The organism is Desulfoglaeba alkanexedens ALDC (assembly GCF_005377625.1).
In the GTDB taxonomy this organism is placed as follows: domain Bacteria; phylum Desulfobacterota; class Syntrophobacteria; order Syntrophobacterales; family DSM-9756; genus Desulfoglaeba; species Desulfoglaeba alkanexedens.
In genome coordinates this window covers 1,434,451-1,450,918 of record NZ_CP040098.1, presented here as the reverse complement: position 1 = coordinate 1,450,918, position 16,468 = coordinate 1,434,451, and the positions used below count along the sequence as shown (strand labels likewise).

11 protein-coding genes are annotated in these 16,468 nt (G+C 56.1%); 3 read left to right on the top strand and 8 right to left on the bottom strand.

Going from position 1 to position 16,468, the window contains the following annotated elements; genetic code table 11:
• Nucleotides 1-226: 226 nt before the first annotated feature.
• From FDQ92_RS06685 to FDQ92_RS06680, 3 genes are all read left to right on the top strand, one after another.
• On the top strand, nucleotides 227-1,261 hold the full coding sequence (locus FDQ92_RS06685) for a hypothetical protein (protein ID WP_137423858.1): 1,035 nt from the start codon (nucleotides 227-229) through the stop codon (nucleotides 1,259-1,261).
• 552 nt (nucleotides 1,262-1,813) lie between these two features.
• Entirely contained in the window at nucleotides 1,814-1,993 is a 180-nt protein-coding gene (locus FDQ92_RS16450) for a DUF6444 domain-containing protein (RefSeq protein ID WP_281276863.1), read from the top strand.
• A 99-nt stretch (nucleotides 1,994-2,092) separates the two neighbouring features.
• Complete coding sequence (locus tag FDQ92_RS06680; protein WP_246041864.1) at nucleotides 2,093-3,589, top strand: methyl-accepting chemotaxis protein; 1,497 nt, start codon at nucleotides 2,093-2,095, stop codon at nucleotides 3,587-3,589.
• A gap of 340 nt (nucleotides 3,590-3,929) precedes the next feature.
• On the opposite strand, the gene FDQ92_RS06675 is transcribed toward FDQ92_RS06680, so the two are convergent.
• From FDQ92_RS06675 to FDQ92_RS06640, 8 genes are all read right to left on the bottom strand, one after another.
• Nucleotides 3,930-5,174 carry an MFS transporter gene (locus tag FDQ92_RS06675; RefSeq protein ID WP_137425739.1) on the bottom strand — a complete coding sequence of 415 codons (1,245 nt, stop codon included), beginning with the start codon at nucleotides 5,172-5,174 and terminating at the stop codon, nucleotides 3,930-3,932.
• A gap of 124 nt (nucleotides 5,175-5,298) precedes the next feature.
• Nucleotides 5,299-6,201 carry a lysophospholipid acyltransferase family protein gene (locus tag FDQ92_RS06670; RefSeq protein WP_137423857.1) on the bottom strand — a complete coding sequence of 301 codons (903 nt, stop codon included), beginning with the start codon at nucleotides 6,199-6,201 and terminating at the stop codon, nucleotides 5,299-5,301.
• A 17-nt stretch (nucleotides 6,202-6,218) separates the two neighbouring features.
• Nucleotides 6,219-7,721 (bottom strand): class I adenylate-forming enzyme family protein, encoded by a 1,503-nt coding sequence (locus tag FDQ92_RS06665; protein ID WP_137423856.1) that lies wholly within the window; start codon nucleotides 7,719-7,721, stop codon nucleotides 6,219-6,221.
• A 507-nt stretch (nucleotides 7,722-8,228) separates the two neighbouring features.
• Entirely contained in the window at nucleotides 8,229-9,044 is an 816-nt protein-coding gene (locus FDQ92_RS06660) for a DUF169 domain-containing protein (protein ID WP_137423855.1), read from the bottom strand.
• Between the two features lie 21 nt (nucleotides 9,045-9,065).
• On the bottom strand, nucleotides 9,066-10,526 hold the full coding sequence (locus tag FDQ92_RS06655; RefSeq protein ID WP_137423854.1) for an efflux transporter outer membrane subunit: 1,461 nt from the start codon (nucleotides 10,524-10,526) through the stop codon (nucleotides 9,066-9,068).
• Between the two features lie 371 nt (nucleotides 10,527-10,897).
• Nucleotides 10,898-14,044 carry an efflux RND transporter permease subunit gene (locus tag FDQ92_RS06650; protein WP_137423853.1) on the bottom strand — a complete coding sequence of 1,049 codons (3,147 nt, stop codon included), beginning with the start codon at nucleotides 14,042-14,044 and terminating at the stop codon, nucleotides 10,898-10,900.
• A gap of 7 nt (nucleotides 14,045-14,051) precedes the next feature.
• A complete protein-coding gene (locus tag FDQ92_RS06645; protein WP_137423852.1) occupies nucleotides 14,052-15,164 on the bottom strand; it encodes an efflux RND transporter periplasmic adaptor subunit in 1,113 nt (370 codons plus the stop codon).
• Nucleotides 15,161-15,793, bottom strand: coding sequence for a TetR/AcrR family transcriptional regulator (locus tag FDQ92_RS06640; RefSeq protein WP_170180229.1), 633 nt, complete (start codon nucleotides 15,791-15,793; stop codon nucleotides 15,161-15,163). Before FDQ92_RS06640 ends, FDQ92_RS06645 begins: the two co-directional genes overlap by 4 nt.
• Between the last annotated feature and the right edge of the window lie 675 nt (nucleotides 15,794-16,468).

Genomic DNA, 16,468 nt, shown 5'->3' with positions numbered 1-16,468 from the left:
CCCCTCTCCCTTGATGGGAGAGGGTTGGGGTGAGGGTGATAAAATTAATGTATGTCAATCAGTTACATTCCCCTCCCCTTAATCCCCTCCCACAAGGGGAGGGGAAATAGAATTTGCCATCAAATATTAGGTCTATTATTTTCTATGCTACCAAGACCTTTACCGCCGCTCAAGCGAAGTGGCTTATGGGATAGAGGATCGCAAGGCGATATGCAAAGGAGGAACTATGAGAATCGAATTTCGCCGCCAGGAGAAGATCGCGCGCTGCCTGGACCCGAGCATAGGCTTCGCGGAATCTCAGGTCCGTACGGAAATCCGCTGGGACCCGCTGACCGGCGAGAGTGCGCTGGTGGGGCACTTTGTGGGTTTCAAGCTTGAGCCGGTGGATTTCACACGGCAAATCGAGGAATCCCGCCCGAACTGCCCCTTCTGCCCTGAACGGGTCCTTGACCACACTCCCAAATTCCCGACGGACCTGGTTCCAGGCGGCCGTGTTGAGCGTGGGGAAACCGTTGTGTTTCCGAACCTTTCTCCTTACGGTGAGCACAGTGCCGTGGCGGTAATGTGCAGGGAGCATTTTATCGCCCCCTCCGGCTTTACGCCCTCCATGCTCTCTGACGCTTTTCTGGCCTGTATCGACTACTTTGATCATATCACGCATCGGCCGGGTACCGACTTTGCCATTGTCTCCTGGAACTACATGCCGGCGGCCGGATCGAGCCAGGTGCACCCGCACCTTCAGGCCTACGCGAGCGACGTGCCAGGAAGCCTCCTGGCGGCCGAGCTGGCCGCAAGCCGGCGCTATTGCGAGGCCGAAGGGCGCCCGTACTGGACGGATCTCATCGAAGAGGAGGAGCGCAGGGGTGAGAGGCTGGTAGCCAGGGGAAGATACACTGCATGGCTCACTGCCTTCGTTTCGTTGAGCCCCCTTTCGGACATCATGGTCATTTTCCCCGAGGCGCGAACCATGAAGGAGCTTTCCAAGGAGGCACTCGAAGAGTTCAGCCGGGGGCTTTGCCAATGCCTTGGCCATCTCGGTTCACTGGGAATCTACAGCTTCAGCCTTGGCTGGTTTCCCGCCCGAAAGGAAGGTGATAACCATTTCCGGCTTCACGTTCGCCTCTCACCGAGACTTTACGTTGCACCACGGGTCTGGTGCACAGATACCCCGACATTCTCCTATCTCTACAGGGAACCCTTCATGTTCCGCACTCCGGAAGAGCTGGCGCGCGGCCTGCGATCCGTCATCAGGCTGTGCTGAACACGGATGCCGATTTCCGTCCGGGAATCCGGACCGCATGTGGCAAGTTGAACCGTTGGGCGAGCATTACGCTGACCGTAATCGTGTAAGAAGAGTGGAGGAAAGCAGTGATGATGGGAGGTAAGAAGCTGCCTGAGAATACCCTTCACCTTTTGGGGATTGAGTGTCCGTTTTTTCGCGTAGGGGCGCAGCGGCGCCGTTCCCCTACATCCCTAGGTGACGCATGCCCTGTAGGAGCCGGCTTGCCGGCGACCCCGATCGCGGCCAAGGCCGTTCCCACAGGAACAAGGAACCTCATGGCCCAACTTTCATGGCTTGTTTTTGGACAAGCACTAAGTGATCATAGAATATGGATTTTGTGCTGTCAGTCACAAGAGGGCCGGACCGTTCGTTCATTTTCTGTTACAGGACTATGGGTAAGAGCGAGGTGTGAGATGAAGCCCATGGACCGGCCGCCAGGAAGGATCCGAGAACCCACAGGACGCAAGCGTTTCGAACCATCCCTTTTCCAAAGAGGAGAGGGAAAGAACTCCTGCGGCCGTCAAACGGTTCATCGCAGCCTCGCAGGAAGGGATCCAGGCGCTTACTGCTCGGATCAAGGAGCTCGAACAACGGCTGAACCGTGACTCCACGAATGCCGATCAGCCGCCTTCTTCCGACAGCCCCTACCGCAAACCCAAAAACCGCGGAGACAAGAAGCGCAAGTCCTCAAAAAAGAACCGTCCGAGGTGATATCGGTGGCGGCTTCTTGAACCTACCGACGTTTGCCCCGTTCATCGCGAAAAGCGCCCTCCGGATACGCCGTGGCGCCACAAGGAGGACAAAAGGCGTATGATACGGAAACTGAGACTGACCGAGAAGCTGTGGATCTTCACAGGGAGTCTGCTCCTTTGCCTGGGGCTGGTGGCTGGAGTCGCCATTCATTCTATAGGACATATACTGGATACAAACACTCATTATGCGCTCGACTCCGAGCTGGTCGAATTTATGGTCGAAAGGGAAGTCGATCACCTCTTCTGGGTCAACCAGGTCCAGTCAGCGCTCATTCACGGCCGTACCGTGGAGGTCGAGCTGGATCCTACGAGGTGCAGCTTAGGGCGCTTTTTACATGGAGAGGAGGGACGGCGGCTGGCCGAGTTGGACCCGGAGGTTGCAAGCCTCATGGAAGCGATGAAGGGACCGCACCGTCGTCTTCATGAGTCGGCCGGCCTGATCAACAGCAGCCTGGCCGACTCCCGGCGTGAGGATGCCAATCGGATCTTTCAGTCCGAGACCCTGCCCGCACTCGAGGAAACGCGAGAAATCATAGGGGAAATTGTAAATCGACTGAAAGCGCACCAAGACGAGGCGAAGGCGTCCATGTTCGCCACCGGCCATTTTTCCCGGACAAGTATCGGGATAGCAACGGCGATCGCTGTGACTCTGGGGGCCTTTTTCAGCCTTGTGCTGGTGCGCTTGATGATCAGGCCGCTCCGAGAAATCATACAAGGACTGCACAGCGGCGCGGAAAAGGTCGGCAGCGCCTCGGCGCAGGTCTCTTCCTCCAGCCAATCCATAGCGGAAGGTGCATCTGAACAGGCGGCTTCATTGGAAGAGATCTCTTCGTCATTGGAGGAAATCTCTTCCATGACCAGCCAAAACGCGGAAAACGCCCGCAACGCGGACGGCTTGATGAAAGAGACCAATCAAGTAGTAGAAGAAGCCAACGGAGCCGTTGAGATGCTGATGACCTCAATGAGGGAGGTATCAGAGGCCAGCCGTTCCACCTCGGAGATCATCAAGACCATCGACGAAATAGCCTTCCAGACCAATATGCTCTCCCTCAACGCGGCGGTGGAAGCGGCCCGGGCCGGAGAGGCCGGAGCGGGTTTCGCGGTGGTGGCCGATGAAGTGAGAAACCTGGCCATGAGGGCGGCGGAGGCCGCAAGGAACACCGCCGGCATCATTCAGGGCTCGGCAGGCAAGATTCAAGGCGGATTGGAGCAGGTGGAGACCACCCGGGAAGCCTTTTCAAAGGTTGCGGAAAGAGCCTCCAAAGTGGGAGAGCTTCTCGCGGAAATCGCATCCGCCTCTGGTGAGCAGGCTGAGGGCATAGAGCAAGTGAACCGGGCGGTGAGCGACATGGACAGAGTGGTCCAGGAAAACGCGGCCAATGCTGAAGAAAACGCCGGTGCATGCCAGGAACTGAAGTCGCAGGCCGAGCAGATGATGCTCTTTGTCAAGGAGCTTGAGGCCATGGCCGGAAGCAGGCAATGGAGGCTTTGGGGTTGGACCAAGAAATCTATAAATATTACCAGAACTGAAAAACAGCCCCTAAATCGACCTTGAAAGCCGCTTTTTGACCTGGAAAAGGCGCTTAGAGGCTGTCAACCCCCTTCACCCTTTGGGGATTCCATCTTGTTCCCAAGCTCCACCATCCACCGTGTTCCCAAGCTCCAGCTTGAGAACACAAGTGTACAGAAGCTCCAGCTTCGATTCGCATGAGGCCGTTCCCAAGCCAGAGCTTGGGAACGAGGGGAAGCCGGCTCCTACAGGGAATCCGCCCGGTGTTCCGTCAAGGCGATCGGCCCGATTTTCCGGTATCGGTAGGAGCGGGCTTGCCCGCGACCCGTACAACCGGCAATGCCCCGTTGACCCTGATCGCCGGTTTCCAGTTAAACCAAGACAGTTACCTTTGATCCGATCGCACGGACGAATATCGGGCCGGCTCCTTAGCCACGAAGTGGAAGATGAGGACACTCAGGAACAGAAACAGGCTGTTAAACAGCAGCGCCATTTCGAACCCTTTCATATCAGCCAGCCACCCCATAAGGACAGGCCCCATGACGAAGCCCAGGTCGCTTATGGCGCGGTATGCTCCCATGCCGACGCTGTAGTTTTCCCTAGGGATAATATCAGCGACATAGGCGACGGGAATCGGGCCGGAAATGCCGATGCCCAACCCCATAACCATGCAAGTGAGAAAAAAGAACCAGTAGGTATAGCTCTGTCCCAGCATCCATAGCGACGCAGCGGTAATGACACATCCTGTGGTAATGACGGCCTTCCTGCTAAAGCGGTCGGAGAGACGGCCGGCGGCAAAGATGGCAACGAATTGAATGATCGTAACCAGGGTAAGCGCCAACCCGATTTGTCCCTCGCTCAAACCCAGGCGCTCAGCCCCGAGCAGGGGCAGAATCTGGTTTTGCGCCCCGGTGCGCATGAAGAAGATGCCGAAGGTTATCATGGAAATCAGGAGAAAATTGACGTCTCGCAGCAGAACCCTCAGCCCTCTTGACGATTCAGCCGGCCGAGGGCCGGGGTTCTCAGCTCCTAACTCTCCTGCCTGAGGAGATAACGCAGGATGGGTTTCAGGAAGGCGCAGGTAAGCCCAGAGACTGGCAAGAAGGGAAAACAGGGCAAAGACAAAAAAGGGAGCTGCCAGGCCGAAATGCTCAGCGGTGAATCCACCCACCGTCGGACCCAATCCGGCACCGAGAAGGAGGCTTCCCTGATAGAAACTCATCACTCTCCCGCGATTAGCCGGCGTGCTGATATCGGCAAGCATGACAATGGCCGCCGTGGTGTACATTGCCGAGCCGATACCTTGGATAAAGCGAAAACCCAGAAGCACCCAGTAATGGCTCGCCAGCCCACAGCCAAGCGAGCCGGCAGCCAGTATGAGGAGACCGACAATCGAAACAAGGCGCCGTCCCAGGCCGTCGGTCAGCTTCCCTGCCGGAATATCAACGATCAGTCGCGCCACGCCGAAGATAGTGATGAGTAGCCCGACCATGGTGATATTAACCCCAAAGGTGCGGGCGTACTGCGGGAGTATGGGACTTATCAGTCCCATCCCCACCATCACAAATATCACCTGGATACAGAGGATGGTAAGCGTTGCGTTCTCTCGGAAAGACTCCAATTTCCTCATCACTTGTTTGTATGCCTCTTTAAGCGTACGTCAAACACAGGTACGCCCTATCGGCCTATTAGGGGCCCACTAGTCTTTCTTGGGACTCCCTTTGTGTCAGGTGATACGGATTGTCCTCGATCGGTTACTGCGCCCATCGCCTATGGTTCCAGGTCCACTGGTCGGGATATTTCTGTACGTATGACTGAATCACATCTGTATATTTCTGTACATTGATTTCAATGTCCTTCTTCCTTGAACCGGTACGGGTCAGTTCGAGGGGGGCATCAATCACCAAGGTATGTGTGATCTGATCCGGATTCCGGATCATGAACATGGGAAGGACGGGCGCGCCTGTTGCGATGGAAAGTGAGATGGGGCCTGCAGCGGCCTTGGCCGGTATTCCGAAGAATGTAACATCCACTCCGGCCTTTCCTTGTTTTTGATCCCCCAGCAGAACCAACACATGGTTGTTCTTCAACGCCCCCAGGGAGGTTCTGGCGGATTGAACCTTGGGGTTTACATATATTGTATTGAAAGTAAGCTCCATCCTTAAGTTTTGCAGCCTCTGTTCAACCTTTTTATCCTTCATCTTTTTGACCAGCAGGTCGACATCATATCCTTCAAGGGCAAGTCGGGTCATCAGGATCAGGAAATTGCCCATATGCGCCGTTAATGCAATCACGCCCCGGCCGAGACCAAGCGCCTCATCCAGCTTTTCTTTTCCAGCGATGTGGACATATTCTTTTTTTTCTACGGCAGGTAGATGGGAGTATGCAACACATTCAAACCCGCTTCTGAAAAAGTTCTCGAACATGGCGGCCGCGATGCTTTCCAGCTCATGGGGTGATTTTTCTTCCGCAAACACCCGGGCGAGGTTTTTTAAAGAACGTCTGCGGTGATTTCCGATGAGGCGGTAGCCCAAACGGCCAAAGCGCGATCCCCAGTCAGAGGCGCATGAATAGTCCATTTTGCGTATCCACCTGACAAGGATGGAGAACCCCGCAGCGGCGGTATAATCTCTGACCTGTTTGCTTATTTCTCCCATGTTCGCTTGCGATGCCCTTAAGCTTTTGTGTTCGGTTTTCGAATGGGTTTCCCTGTGGGGGTGTGGGAAATGTCATCAACCCGATGGATCTGTTTTGGGACCTTATAGGCGGCCAGGTGTTTCTGAAGGAATCGACGCAACCGGGAAAGATCGATTTCAGCCCCGTCACACGGGCAGACATCCATGCATAGGATACATCCCCGTCCCGGATCAGGTTGGGCATAGGCGACAGCCTCCTTCACTCCCGGGTACTTTGCCGCCGCCGCCTCCACCTCGGCGGGAAATACGTTGAGGCCGCCGGTAATGATGAGGTCGTCTAATCGACCCAGGTGATAGTAAAAACCGTCCGTATCACGCCTGGCAACATCGCCGGTATGGAACCAGCCGTCCCTTATAACCTTCGCGGTAAGCTCCGGGTTGCCGTAGTACCCGGAAAAGACTTTCGGACCACGCACGATGATCTCCCCGGGTTCACCCTCAGGTACGTCTTTGCCGTCTTTATCCACAAGGCGGATGTCCACTCCGGCCAGTCCCTTTCCGATGGAGCCGATCTTGTTTTTATGATCCTGAGGAGTCTCGAGGGTTATGAGCGGTGATGTCTCGGTGAGACCATACCCCTGGACAGCCACGGCCGACGGGATGACCCGTTCGAGTTCTTTGAGCAGGCTCACCGGTACACTGGTTCCCATGAGCGCGATGTATTTAAAATGGCTTAAATCATGTTTTTCAGGGTTTCCGCGCAGCAGCAAACCAGCGATAGACGGCACGGTATGCGCCCAGGAGACGCGGTATTTTTCTATGAGCTGAATCATGCTTGACGGCGCCAACCGGTCCGTGATGACGTATGAACCGCCGATCCTAAGGCAGAGATTGATGACAATGGGGCCTGAGATATGGCTCAACGGTAGAAGTGAAATCCCACGAGTGAACATATCGAGACCCCAAGTATCAATCAGGTCAGACGGAAAGAAATCCAATTGTCGCCAGGTTACCGGCACGCACTTGATTCCGGATGTTGACCCGGAGGTGTAAAGGAAAAGGGCGATATCCTTTTCTTCGTCCAGTTCCGGCGGGACGATATCTCCGGCGGTTGATGCAAGCATTTTTTCGTAAGCGGTCCAACCTGGTTTTTCTCCTCCGACGATCACCTTTTGAATCGATGCCGGAATGACGGCCTCCAGGGCATCGTTGACCCCTGAACGATGGCAGAAAATCAATTTAACATCCGTGTTCACAAGGGTGTTCCTCAACTCCTCACCCTGGAACCGGAAATCCATGGGTTGGAAGACCGCACCGACGGCGCCTGCAGCAATATAGATATCGACGAACTCCATGCAGTTTGGCAGAAGCGCCCCGACCACATCCCCTTTGCCGATCCCGGCATCGGCGATTCCTTTGGCAAGCCGCTTGGTCCTTTCGGCCAGTTCGGAAAAGCTGACCTCCCTTGATGGTTTTGATATGAATGCCGTGTTGTCCGGCGAATCCGCTGCTCTTTCGAGAAGAATATGATAAGGGACCAATCCCTTTTCCTCCTTGGAATCCTTGGCAATTCATGGAGAGCCGTTGTCGGAAATGGGTGCGGATCTTTTAGAACGACATCCAGGGTTACCCTCTAAGGTAGATCCAGATGGCCTTGAAGCAGCAAGCGCATCAGCTCCGTTTCCCCTCGTTCCCAAGCTCCAGCTTGGGAACGCCCTGCCCTGGAAGCTCCAGCTTCCCTCCTGCTACAGATGAAACGCGCTGTCTTTATAGGGAGATCGCCAGGATCTCGAAGTGGTCCTTCCCCCTCGTTCCCAAGCTCTGGCTTGGGAACGGCCTAACCGAAGCTGGAGCTTCTGCACAGTTGTGTTCCCAAGCTGGAGCTTGGGAACAAGAAGTAAAAGATCTGCACCCGTCGGAAATGATGCTGGATGGGGAATATGCGGCAAGATGTTTCAAGCTGTCGGAGTCGCTGTTCCTCTCAGCATCCACCAACTGGAAGGGGCATGAGACCGAACTTGCCATGCCGACTGATCGTTTGATGCCCGTTAAGGAGCCTGGAGGGCCTTCCAGGTCTCTTTCTGTAAAAAGCTCCCCTCGACGTTCTCTTCCATCTCCTCAAACATCCGCCAGGGGACGGCAAAGGAGAGCACATTCCTGTCAAGCTGTTTTTTGAGGTTCTTTCGTGCAGAAAGGTCCGTGAGGCCGATAACCGCCCGGGGGCGCTCGGAGCGTGCTTCCTGGTAGGGGAAGATCCCGATCTGCTGGCACCCGGCGGCAAAGGGGGCGATCACGTTCTGGTTGTCCTCCCTGCCGTAATTGGCCAGCACCACCAGGGCGGAGAGTTGGTCCGGATCGGCCAGAAACACAACCACCTGAGGCTGTTCCTGGGTCGGATCGAGATGGGTTAGGGGTTTAAAGACCACATATTTTTTAGGCACCTCCATGATGGGCAGGCTGTCAATGAACTTTTTCACCAGCTCCGGAGACTTCATAAACCCTTCCCCGTGGCGGAATTCCTCCAAAAATTCCTTGCCTGCGGCAGATGCGAGCTTTTCCGCCATATCGCGGCCCTTCTGCCAATTTTCATTGCCTGTAGACAGAAAATAATAGAAACATTCCATACCGCCGGGGAAGTTGAGATACTGGTTTCCGAATCCCAGCCCGACTCCGCCGCCCCAGCAGCCGTAGGTCTTTTCATCGAAGGCCGCGGTTCTCCCTTTGGCCGCGGCCGCCAGCATCCACATGACACAGCCCCATTTGCCTTCTTTAAAGCCCATGGCCTTCTCGGGTCTATCCTCACTCCAGAGGACGGCCACAGGATGGTATTTCAAATTGAGCGATCGAGCTATCTTGCTTTCCATACTTGCGCCTCCCTGTTTAAACTATTCGTTTCCTATCGCTTCGGGCTGTTGCATCTGCCCTAAAAGATTTTCGTAGTATTCCCAGCCACCGCCCAGGGCTTTGTAGAGGCGGGCCAGGTTCGAGGCCACTTCCGCCCTGGACAAGGTCAACTCATCCTCCAATTCAAGCAGGGCTCTCTGAGCATCCAGGACGTTGTAAAAATCGGTCAGCCCTGCATCGTAGCGGTCTCTTGCGAGAAATTCGGTGCGCCTGGCGGCGGCGACCGCCTTTTGCAAGGATTCTTCCCGCATCTGCTCCTTGGCATAGGCGGTCAGGGCGTCTTCTACTTCCTGCAGGGCCTGCAAGACGGTGGACTTATAGAAAATCATGGCTTCTTTTTGTCTTTCCGTTTGCAGGTCAATATTCAGCCGGAGAGCACCACCCTGGAAGATATTCCAGGACATACCGGGTCCTATCCCCCAGAACCGACTCTGGGCGTCAAAGAAATTGCTCGTAATGGCCTCCAGCCCGATGGTGCCCAATAAACGAAACTTGGGATAGAGCTCAGCCGTGGCCACGCCGATCCTGGCGGTCTGGGCCGCAAGCAGCCTTTCAGCCCTGCGGATATCGGGCCGTCGGCGCATGGCCTCGGCCGGGATCCCCACCGCCACCTTGGGGGGGACCTGGGGGATTCCTTTGTCCGCGACAAGCAGTTCATCTATGGAACCGGGTTCCTGGCCCAAAAGAACGGCCAGGCGGTTTTTGGCCGCTCGCAGGCCGATGGTCAGTCGAGGAATCAGGGATCGGCTGGTTTCCAGGTTTCGAAGGGACTGCTGCTCGGCCAATTGATCAATCAGACCGGCCTCATATCTGGACTTGTTCAATTCATAGGTCTCTTCCTGGGTCCTTATGTTGGCCCAGGTGATATCCAGTCTTTGCTGATAGGTGCGTACTTCTATGTAATTTACAGCGACTTCCGCCATCAGGCTGACCAGGACATCCCTTACATCGGCCCGGCCGGCTCCGATCTCGGCCTGGGCGGCCTCGATCGAGCGCCTGATCCCGCCGAACAGATCCAGTTCCCAGGCGGAATCAAACTGGGCCAGGTAGTACTCCTCTTCCGTTCCGCCGGCTCCCGGCTGCAGGGACTCGCTGCCTCGTTCTTCTTGAACCACCCCCGAGGCATTCAACGTGGGATAGAGGTCGGATTCGCTGATGCCTCTTAGGAGTCTTGCCTGCCGAAGTCGGGAAAGAGAGGTCTGCAGATCCAGATTTCCCTGAACCGCTTTTTCCTCCAATGCCGTGAGCACCGGATCATCCAACACCTTCCACCACTCGGCCAGAACGTCCCGGTCCGGCCTGGAGGCCTCGAGGCCCTTCTCCATTTGGGCGGTCCAGCCTCCGTCAACCCCGGGCTGGACCTCTACATAGTCCGGCCCCACGATGGCGCAGCCGCCCGCAAGGAGAGAAATAAGCACGAGCAGCCGGGGCATGAACCGCATAAGTCTCGCATGCAGAACCCACTTTTCTCTGTTTGGTAGAGATAGTGACAAGCTACAAGTGGCAAGCTGCAAAATTGCCGCTAAAAAGGTAGAAGCTTGCCGCTTGAAACTTGTAGCTTGAAACTGAGGGTTTGGTAGAGATAGTGACAAGCTACAAGTGGCAAGCTGCAAAATTGCCGCTAAAAAGGTAGAAGCTTGCCGCTTGAAACTTGTAGCTTGAAACTGAGGGTTTGGTAGAGATAGTGACAAGCTACAAGTGGCAAGCTGCAAAATTGCCGCTAAAAAGGTAGAAGCTTGCCGCTTGAAACTTGTAGCTTGAAACTGAGGGTTTGGTCTGGTCATATTCCGCATCCCGCTTTTCGCCTTTTCGCTCATGATTCGTCTTGCCTCTGTTGCTTACTGCGGCCTCTCCACTTCAGGGTCAGCCCCTTTTCAGCCAGCTGCTGAAAAATGTAATACAGCGCCGGGATGATCATTATTCCCAGACTGGTGGCCGCGACCATTCCGGCAAAAACCACGGCGCCGATGTGGTTGCGGCTTGAGGCCCCGGCACCGGTGGCCCAAACCAGAGGGGCAACTCCCAGAATAAAGGTCAGGGCGGTCATGAGCACCGGTCGGAAACGGGTTCCGGCTCCCCCCAGCGCAGCCTCATAGATGGAAGCACCCTGGGTTCTGTGGTCCTTGGCAAATTCCACGATCAAAATGGCATTTTTGGCCGCCAGGCCGACCAGGAGGACGACCCCGATTTGAGCGTAGAGGGACAAGGAATGTCCGAATATCCAAAGTCCGATAAAGGCACCCAGCGTGGCCACGAGGACGGAAAGGACTACGGATGCGGGCAGGGTCCAGCTCTCGTACTGCCCCACCAAGAAGAGATAGGCAAACGTTATGGCCAGGGCGAACAGATAGACCACTGTTCCGCTGGCCTGTTTTTCCTGGTAACTCATAGAGGACCATTCAAACCCATAACCCGAGGGCAATTTCTCCCGGGCGAGGCGCTCCATGATGGCCATGGCCTGGCCCGAAGAATAGCCCGGCGCAGCCTCACCCCTTATGTCCAGGCTGGAGAACAGGTTATAGCGTTGAACCAGCTTGGGTCCCAGTATGTAGGAGAGATCCACCAGGCTCTCCAGGGGGACCTTTTTCCCCTTGTCGCTCAGCACATACAAATCCAGGACATCTTCCGGCTTGGCTCTGTATGGGGCCTGACCTTGCACCGTGACGTCGTAGGTCCGGCCGAACAAGTTGAAATCATTTACATACCTGGATCCCGTCTGATGGCCCAGCACGGAAAATACATCGCTTACGGGAACACCCATCTCCTCTGCCCGGGTCCGATCCAGATTCACAAAAATCTGCGGGGTATCCGCGGTAAAGGTGGTGTAGACTCGGGAAAGAGAGGGGTCCTGATTGGCGGCCGCCACCAGCCCCCTGGCCACGGCTACCAGTTCCGCGGGGTTCTGACCCGCCAAGGCCTGCAACCGGAAATCAAACCCGCCGGTTGTCCCTAAACCCATAATCGGGGGCGGAACAAAGGGGATGATACTGGCTGTGGTGATGGCGTTCAGTTCCATAGCCGCCTTGGCCACCATGGCATCCAAGTGCAGTTCCGGCCTGGTCCTCTCGTCCCAGTGCTTCAGATCGCAGATTAAAAAGCCCACATTTTCCGAGCGGCCGCTGAGGATGCTGTGACCGCCCACGGAGAGCACGTGCTCGACTCCTTCCAACTTGAGAAGCTTTTCGGTCGCCTGGGTCAGGACCTGGCCGGTCCGTTCCAGGGTCGCCCCTTCCGGCAGCTGCACATCGCAGAAGAAGCCACCCTTGTCCTCTATGGGCAGAAAACTGGTGGGCGTGTGTCCAGCGAAGAACCAGATCGCGCCGACAATGATCAGAAAGAAAAGCACCGGCACGGCCAGATGCCGGATCAGCCAGCCCACCATAGACGTGTAAATCGTGCGTGAGCCCCCCAGAAACCTGTTGAACCAGGCAAAAGGGCCGCGCCGGTGGGGTTCGGTTGGTTTCAAAAAGACCGCGCACAGGGCGGGGCTCAAGGTCAGGGAACAGATGGCCGAGATGCTCACCGAAACACACAGGGTCACCCCGAACTGTTTATAGAGCCCTCCGGTGATCCCGGGCATGAAGATAATCGGGACAAAGACCGCCAAAAGAACCAGGGTGGTGGCCACAATCGGACCGGTAATCTCCCCCATGGCCTTGATGGTCGCTTCCTTGGGGCTGAGACCCTCCTCTTCCTGAATGCGGTACACGTTTTCGACGACCACGATGGCGTCATCCACCACCACACCGATGGCCAAAATCAGAGCGAACAGGTTGATGGTGTTGGCGGAAAATCCCAGGGCGAGCATGACGGCAAAGGTACCGATAATGGAAACCGGTATGGCGGCCGTTGGAATAATGGTGGCGCGCACGTTCTGCAAAAAGGTAAAGATGACCAAAACCACCAACACAAAGGTCATCACCAGGGTAAAGGCAATCTCCTTGATGGTTTGGCGCACATAGTCGGTGGTATCATACATCACCAAATAGTCCATGTCCTCGGGCATGAGCTCGGCCTGGTGCTTGAGCTCCTCTCTCACCGCGTTCATGGTGTTCAATGCATTGGCATCAGAGGCTTTGTACACCGCTACACCCAGCGAGGGGCGATTGTCGATGCTCGCCTGGGTGCCGTAGGACTCACTGCCCAGCTCCACCCGGCCCACATCCTTGATCCGCACCAGCCCCCCTTGTTCATTGCTCCGGATGACGATATCTTCGAATTCCTCCGGGGTCTCCAGCCGGCCCCTGGCCTTTAAGGTGTACTGGAGTTCCTGCCCCGGAGAGGCGGGAGCCGTACCTACCGAGCCCAAGGTGGCCTGGATATTCTGGCGGCGAACGGCCTGGACCACATCGTCCGGTCCCATCTGCAAGGCCGCCAGCCGGTCCGGATCCAGCCAGATGCGCATGCTGTACGTATATTCGCCGAAGATAAACACGTCGCTCACCCCGCGGATACGCAGCAGAGCATCTTTAATGGTCCGGTCGATATAGTTGCTTATAAAGAGCCTGTCCAAGGTGCGCCGGGGCGAGATAAAGGTGATGACCCCCAGCATATCCTCGGAACGGCGGCGCACATCGATCCCCTGGTCCAGTACCTCCTGGGGAAGCCGGGATTGGGCCAGCTGAAGTCGGTTCTGTACATTGACCTGATCGATATCGGGGTTGGAGTCCACGGAAAAGGTAACCTGGAGGCTGTAGCTTCCGTCGTCCGCACAGGTGGATTCCATGTAGAGCATGTTCTCCACCCCGTTGACCTCCTGCTCAATGGGGGCGGCCACCGTGTCCCGGACCACCTCGGCATTGGCCCCGGGATAGACGGTGCTGACATGGACGACCGGTGGTGTGATGTTGGGCAGCTCGTCCACCGGAATATTAAATATGGCGATAAGCCCTGCCAAGGTGATCACGATGGATATGACCATGGCCAGTCTGGGGCGTTCGATAAAGATCCTGGAAAACATCGCCTGTTTATTCTCCTTCGATATTCACGGTTATTCCGGGTCTTACCTTTTGGATCCCCTGAACGATCACCTTTTCGCCCGGCTTCAACCCCGAAGTTACGGTGAACTTGCCGTCCAGGACGGGGCCTGTTGTGATCCGGCGCTGTTCCACTCTGTTCTTTTCATCAACCACATAGACAAAGGCCCCTTCCTGATCCCTTTGCACCGCGGCCTGGGCAACCGCAGGGACCATCTCGGGCTTGGCCTCTCCCAAAAAGACCCTCACATATTCGCCCGGTACAAGATGCCCGTTAGGATTCTCAAACCTGCCCCAAATGGCAATGGTCCCCGTATCCGGGTCCACCCGATTGTCCACGAAATCGATTTTTCCCTTCCGCGAATAGGCCCGGCCGCCGGGGAACTCCAAACCGACGGTCAAAAAGGGGGCGCCATCCCCTTTTTCAGCATCCTCCATGGCATGCATGATGATCTCCCCCTGTCTTTCGCTCACCGAAAAGACCACCCTGATCGGGTCCATGAGCACGATTTCCGCCAGGGGCTGGGACGAGGGACCGACCAGGTCTCCCGGCTTATAGAGGCTCCTTCCGATCCGTCCGGTTATCGGGGCCTCCACGGTGGTATAGTCCAGGTCGATCTCGGCCAGCTCCAGGTTGGCCTTGGCCTCGTCCAGCCTGCCTCGGGCCAGATCGCGCGCCGCCACGGCATCATCGAGATCGGTCTTGGGCACGCTCTCGGGCCTGGCGGACCGGAGGCGCTCAAGACGGGTCTCCGCCTTGAAAAGATCCGCTTCCGCCTGGACCACCTTCGCCCTGGCTACGGCGACCCGGGCCTTGTAGGGGGCCTGCTCGATGACATAAAGAACCCGCCCCTTCTGAACAAAGGAGCCCTCCTTGAAACTTAGCTCTTCCAGGTATCCCTCCACCCGGGCCCTGAGATCGATGGCTGCTATGGATTCTACATGGCCGATATATTTTTCCGGGGGAGTAGCGGCCTCAAGCCCTACTTCCGCTACTCCAACCAGGGGCAAAGGAGGCTTCCCGCCATTATCGCCCGGGGCGGCAAAGCCGTACACCGGAAGCCACATGAAACACGCCGTCACAATGGATAGAAATATTCTCATTTGCAATACCCCTTACCGTTCTCCTGTTTACTTATGGTTTGCTCGTTTTCTCCCCTGGGCCGGAGCGCTCTTACACAGAAATCCGTTGCCTGCATCGATAAACAAGGTACCTCCAGAGACGTCAGAAGTATGAGCCGGCTGATACCGATTAACATTCCTTGGATGATAAAGGCTGTCTCGCGGGGAGAAAGATCGCGCCTGAGGCTCCCATCCCGCCTCCCGCGTTCTAGGCATTTCTCCCATATGCAAAGACTCCTGGGTAACCCATAGGCTGCGTCCTGGTCCGGCGTGGCTGAGTTCCGGTACAAGGAACTTGGAACATCTCGGATCAATACCACAAGCGCATCCGTGTTTTTGGCGCTGAATTCGAAATGAAAACCGATCAGGGCCTTGACGGCGTCGAGGCCGGTCCGGCAATTTTCAAGCCGGGCGCGGCAACCGGAGAGATAGCGCTCCGTGACGTCTTCTAAAATACAGAGCAGAATCCCTACCTTGCTCTTGAAATAATGAAAGATCAGGCCTTCCGCCACCCCTGCCTCCTTGGCGATGGCGGAAGTCGGCGTGGCGGAAAAGCCCTTTCGGGCAAAAAGCGCCGTTGCCGCTTTCAAAATGGTTTCTTTCCGGCTCATCAGCAATGCCTCATCCATATTTGACTGAGGGGTCACTCAAACTACTCATTTATGAAGAGGGCCGTCAACAATTTTTTGAGGGCGTGTTCTGAAGCGTGACCGTGGGTCCTCAGGCTCCGGAGCATCCGGCATGTGGTATCTTGGTTCAGTGTGGTCTCGAGCCGACGAATCTTGCTCTAAGTACAGCGCCACATAATTAAGCGGCCACTATGCAGAGCAGTCTTCAGTGGGTGAACATAAGCCATGATCTTTCCCCTCGTTCCCAAGCTCTGGCTTGGGAACGGCCTCATTCGAATCGAAGCTGGAGCTTCTGCACAGTTGTGTTCCCAAGCTGGAGCTTGGGAACAAGGTGGATCGTGCAGCTTGGGAACAAGGTGAAAATTCAATTTCCCCTCCCCTTGTGGGAGGGGATTAAGGGGAGGGGGGAGAGGGGGATTTTTCCCTCGTTCCCAAGCTCTGGCTTGGGAACGGCCTCATTCGAATCGAAGCTGGAGCTTCTGCACAGTTGTGTTCCCAAGCTGGAGCTTGGGAACAAGGGGACATGGCGAAGGTGTTCATGGCCGCATCCGCAAGGGAGATCTTCGGCGTGTCTTTGCGGGGGCGCCGTATCGGGGGGGTGTGACGTTGTGTTTCGGAGCCCGATCCTGTATAAGGAGAAGACGATGGCGGGCGGAT

Coding starts and splice junctions, on each gene's coding strand:
- FDQ92_RS06645 (WP_137423852.1), bottom strand. CDS start 15,164: ATGAGAATATTTCTATCCATTGTGACGGCGTGTTTCATGTGGCTTCCG.
- FDQ92_RS06680 (WP_246041864.1), top strand. CDS start 2,093: ATGATACGGAAACTGAGACTGACCGAGAAGCTGTGGATCTTCACAGGG.
- FDQ92_RS06650 (WP_137423853.1), bottom strand. CDS start 14,044: ATGTTTTCCAGGATCTTTATCGAACGCCCCAGACTGGCCATGGTCATA.
- FDQ92_RS06685 (WP_137423858.1), top strand. CDS start 227: ATGAGAATCGAATTTCGCCGCCAGGAGAAGATCGCGCGCTGCCTGGAC.
- FDQ92_RS06660 (WP_137423855.1), bottom strand. CDS start 9,044: ATGGAAAGCAAGATAGCTCGATCGCTCAATTTGAAATACCATCCTGTG.
- FDQ92_RS06655 (WP_137423854.1), bottom strand. CDS start 10,526: ATGCGGTTCATGCCCCGGCTGCTCGTGCTTATTTCTCTCCTTGCGGGC.
- FDQ92_RS06675 (WP_137425739.1), bottom strand. CDS start 5,174: ATGAGGAAATTGGAGTCTTTCCGAGAGAACGCAACGCTTACCATCCTC.
- FDQ92_RS06670 (WP_137423857.1), bottom strand. CDS start 6,201: ATGGGAGAAATAAGCAAACAGGTCAGAGATTATACCGCCGCTGCGGGG.
- FDQ92_RS06640 (WP_170180229.1), bottom strand. CDS start 15,793: ATGAGCCGGAAAGAAACCATTTTGAAAGCGGCAACGGCGCTTTTTGCC.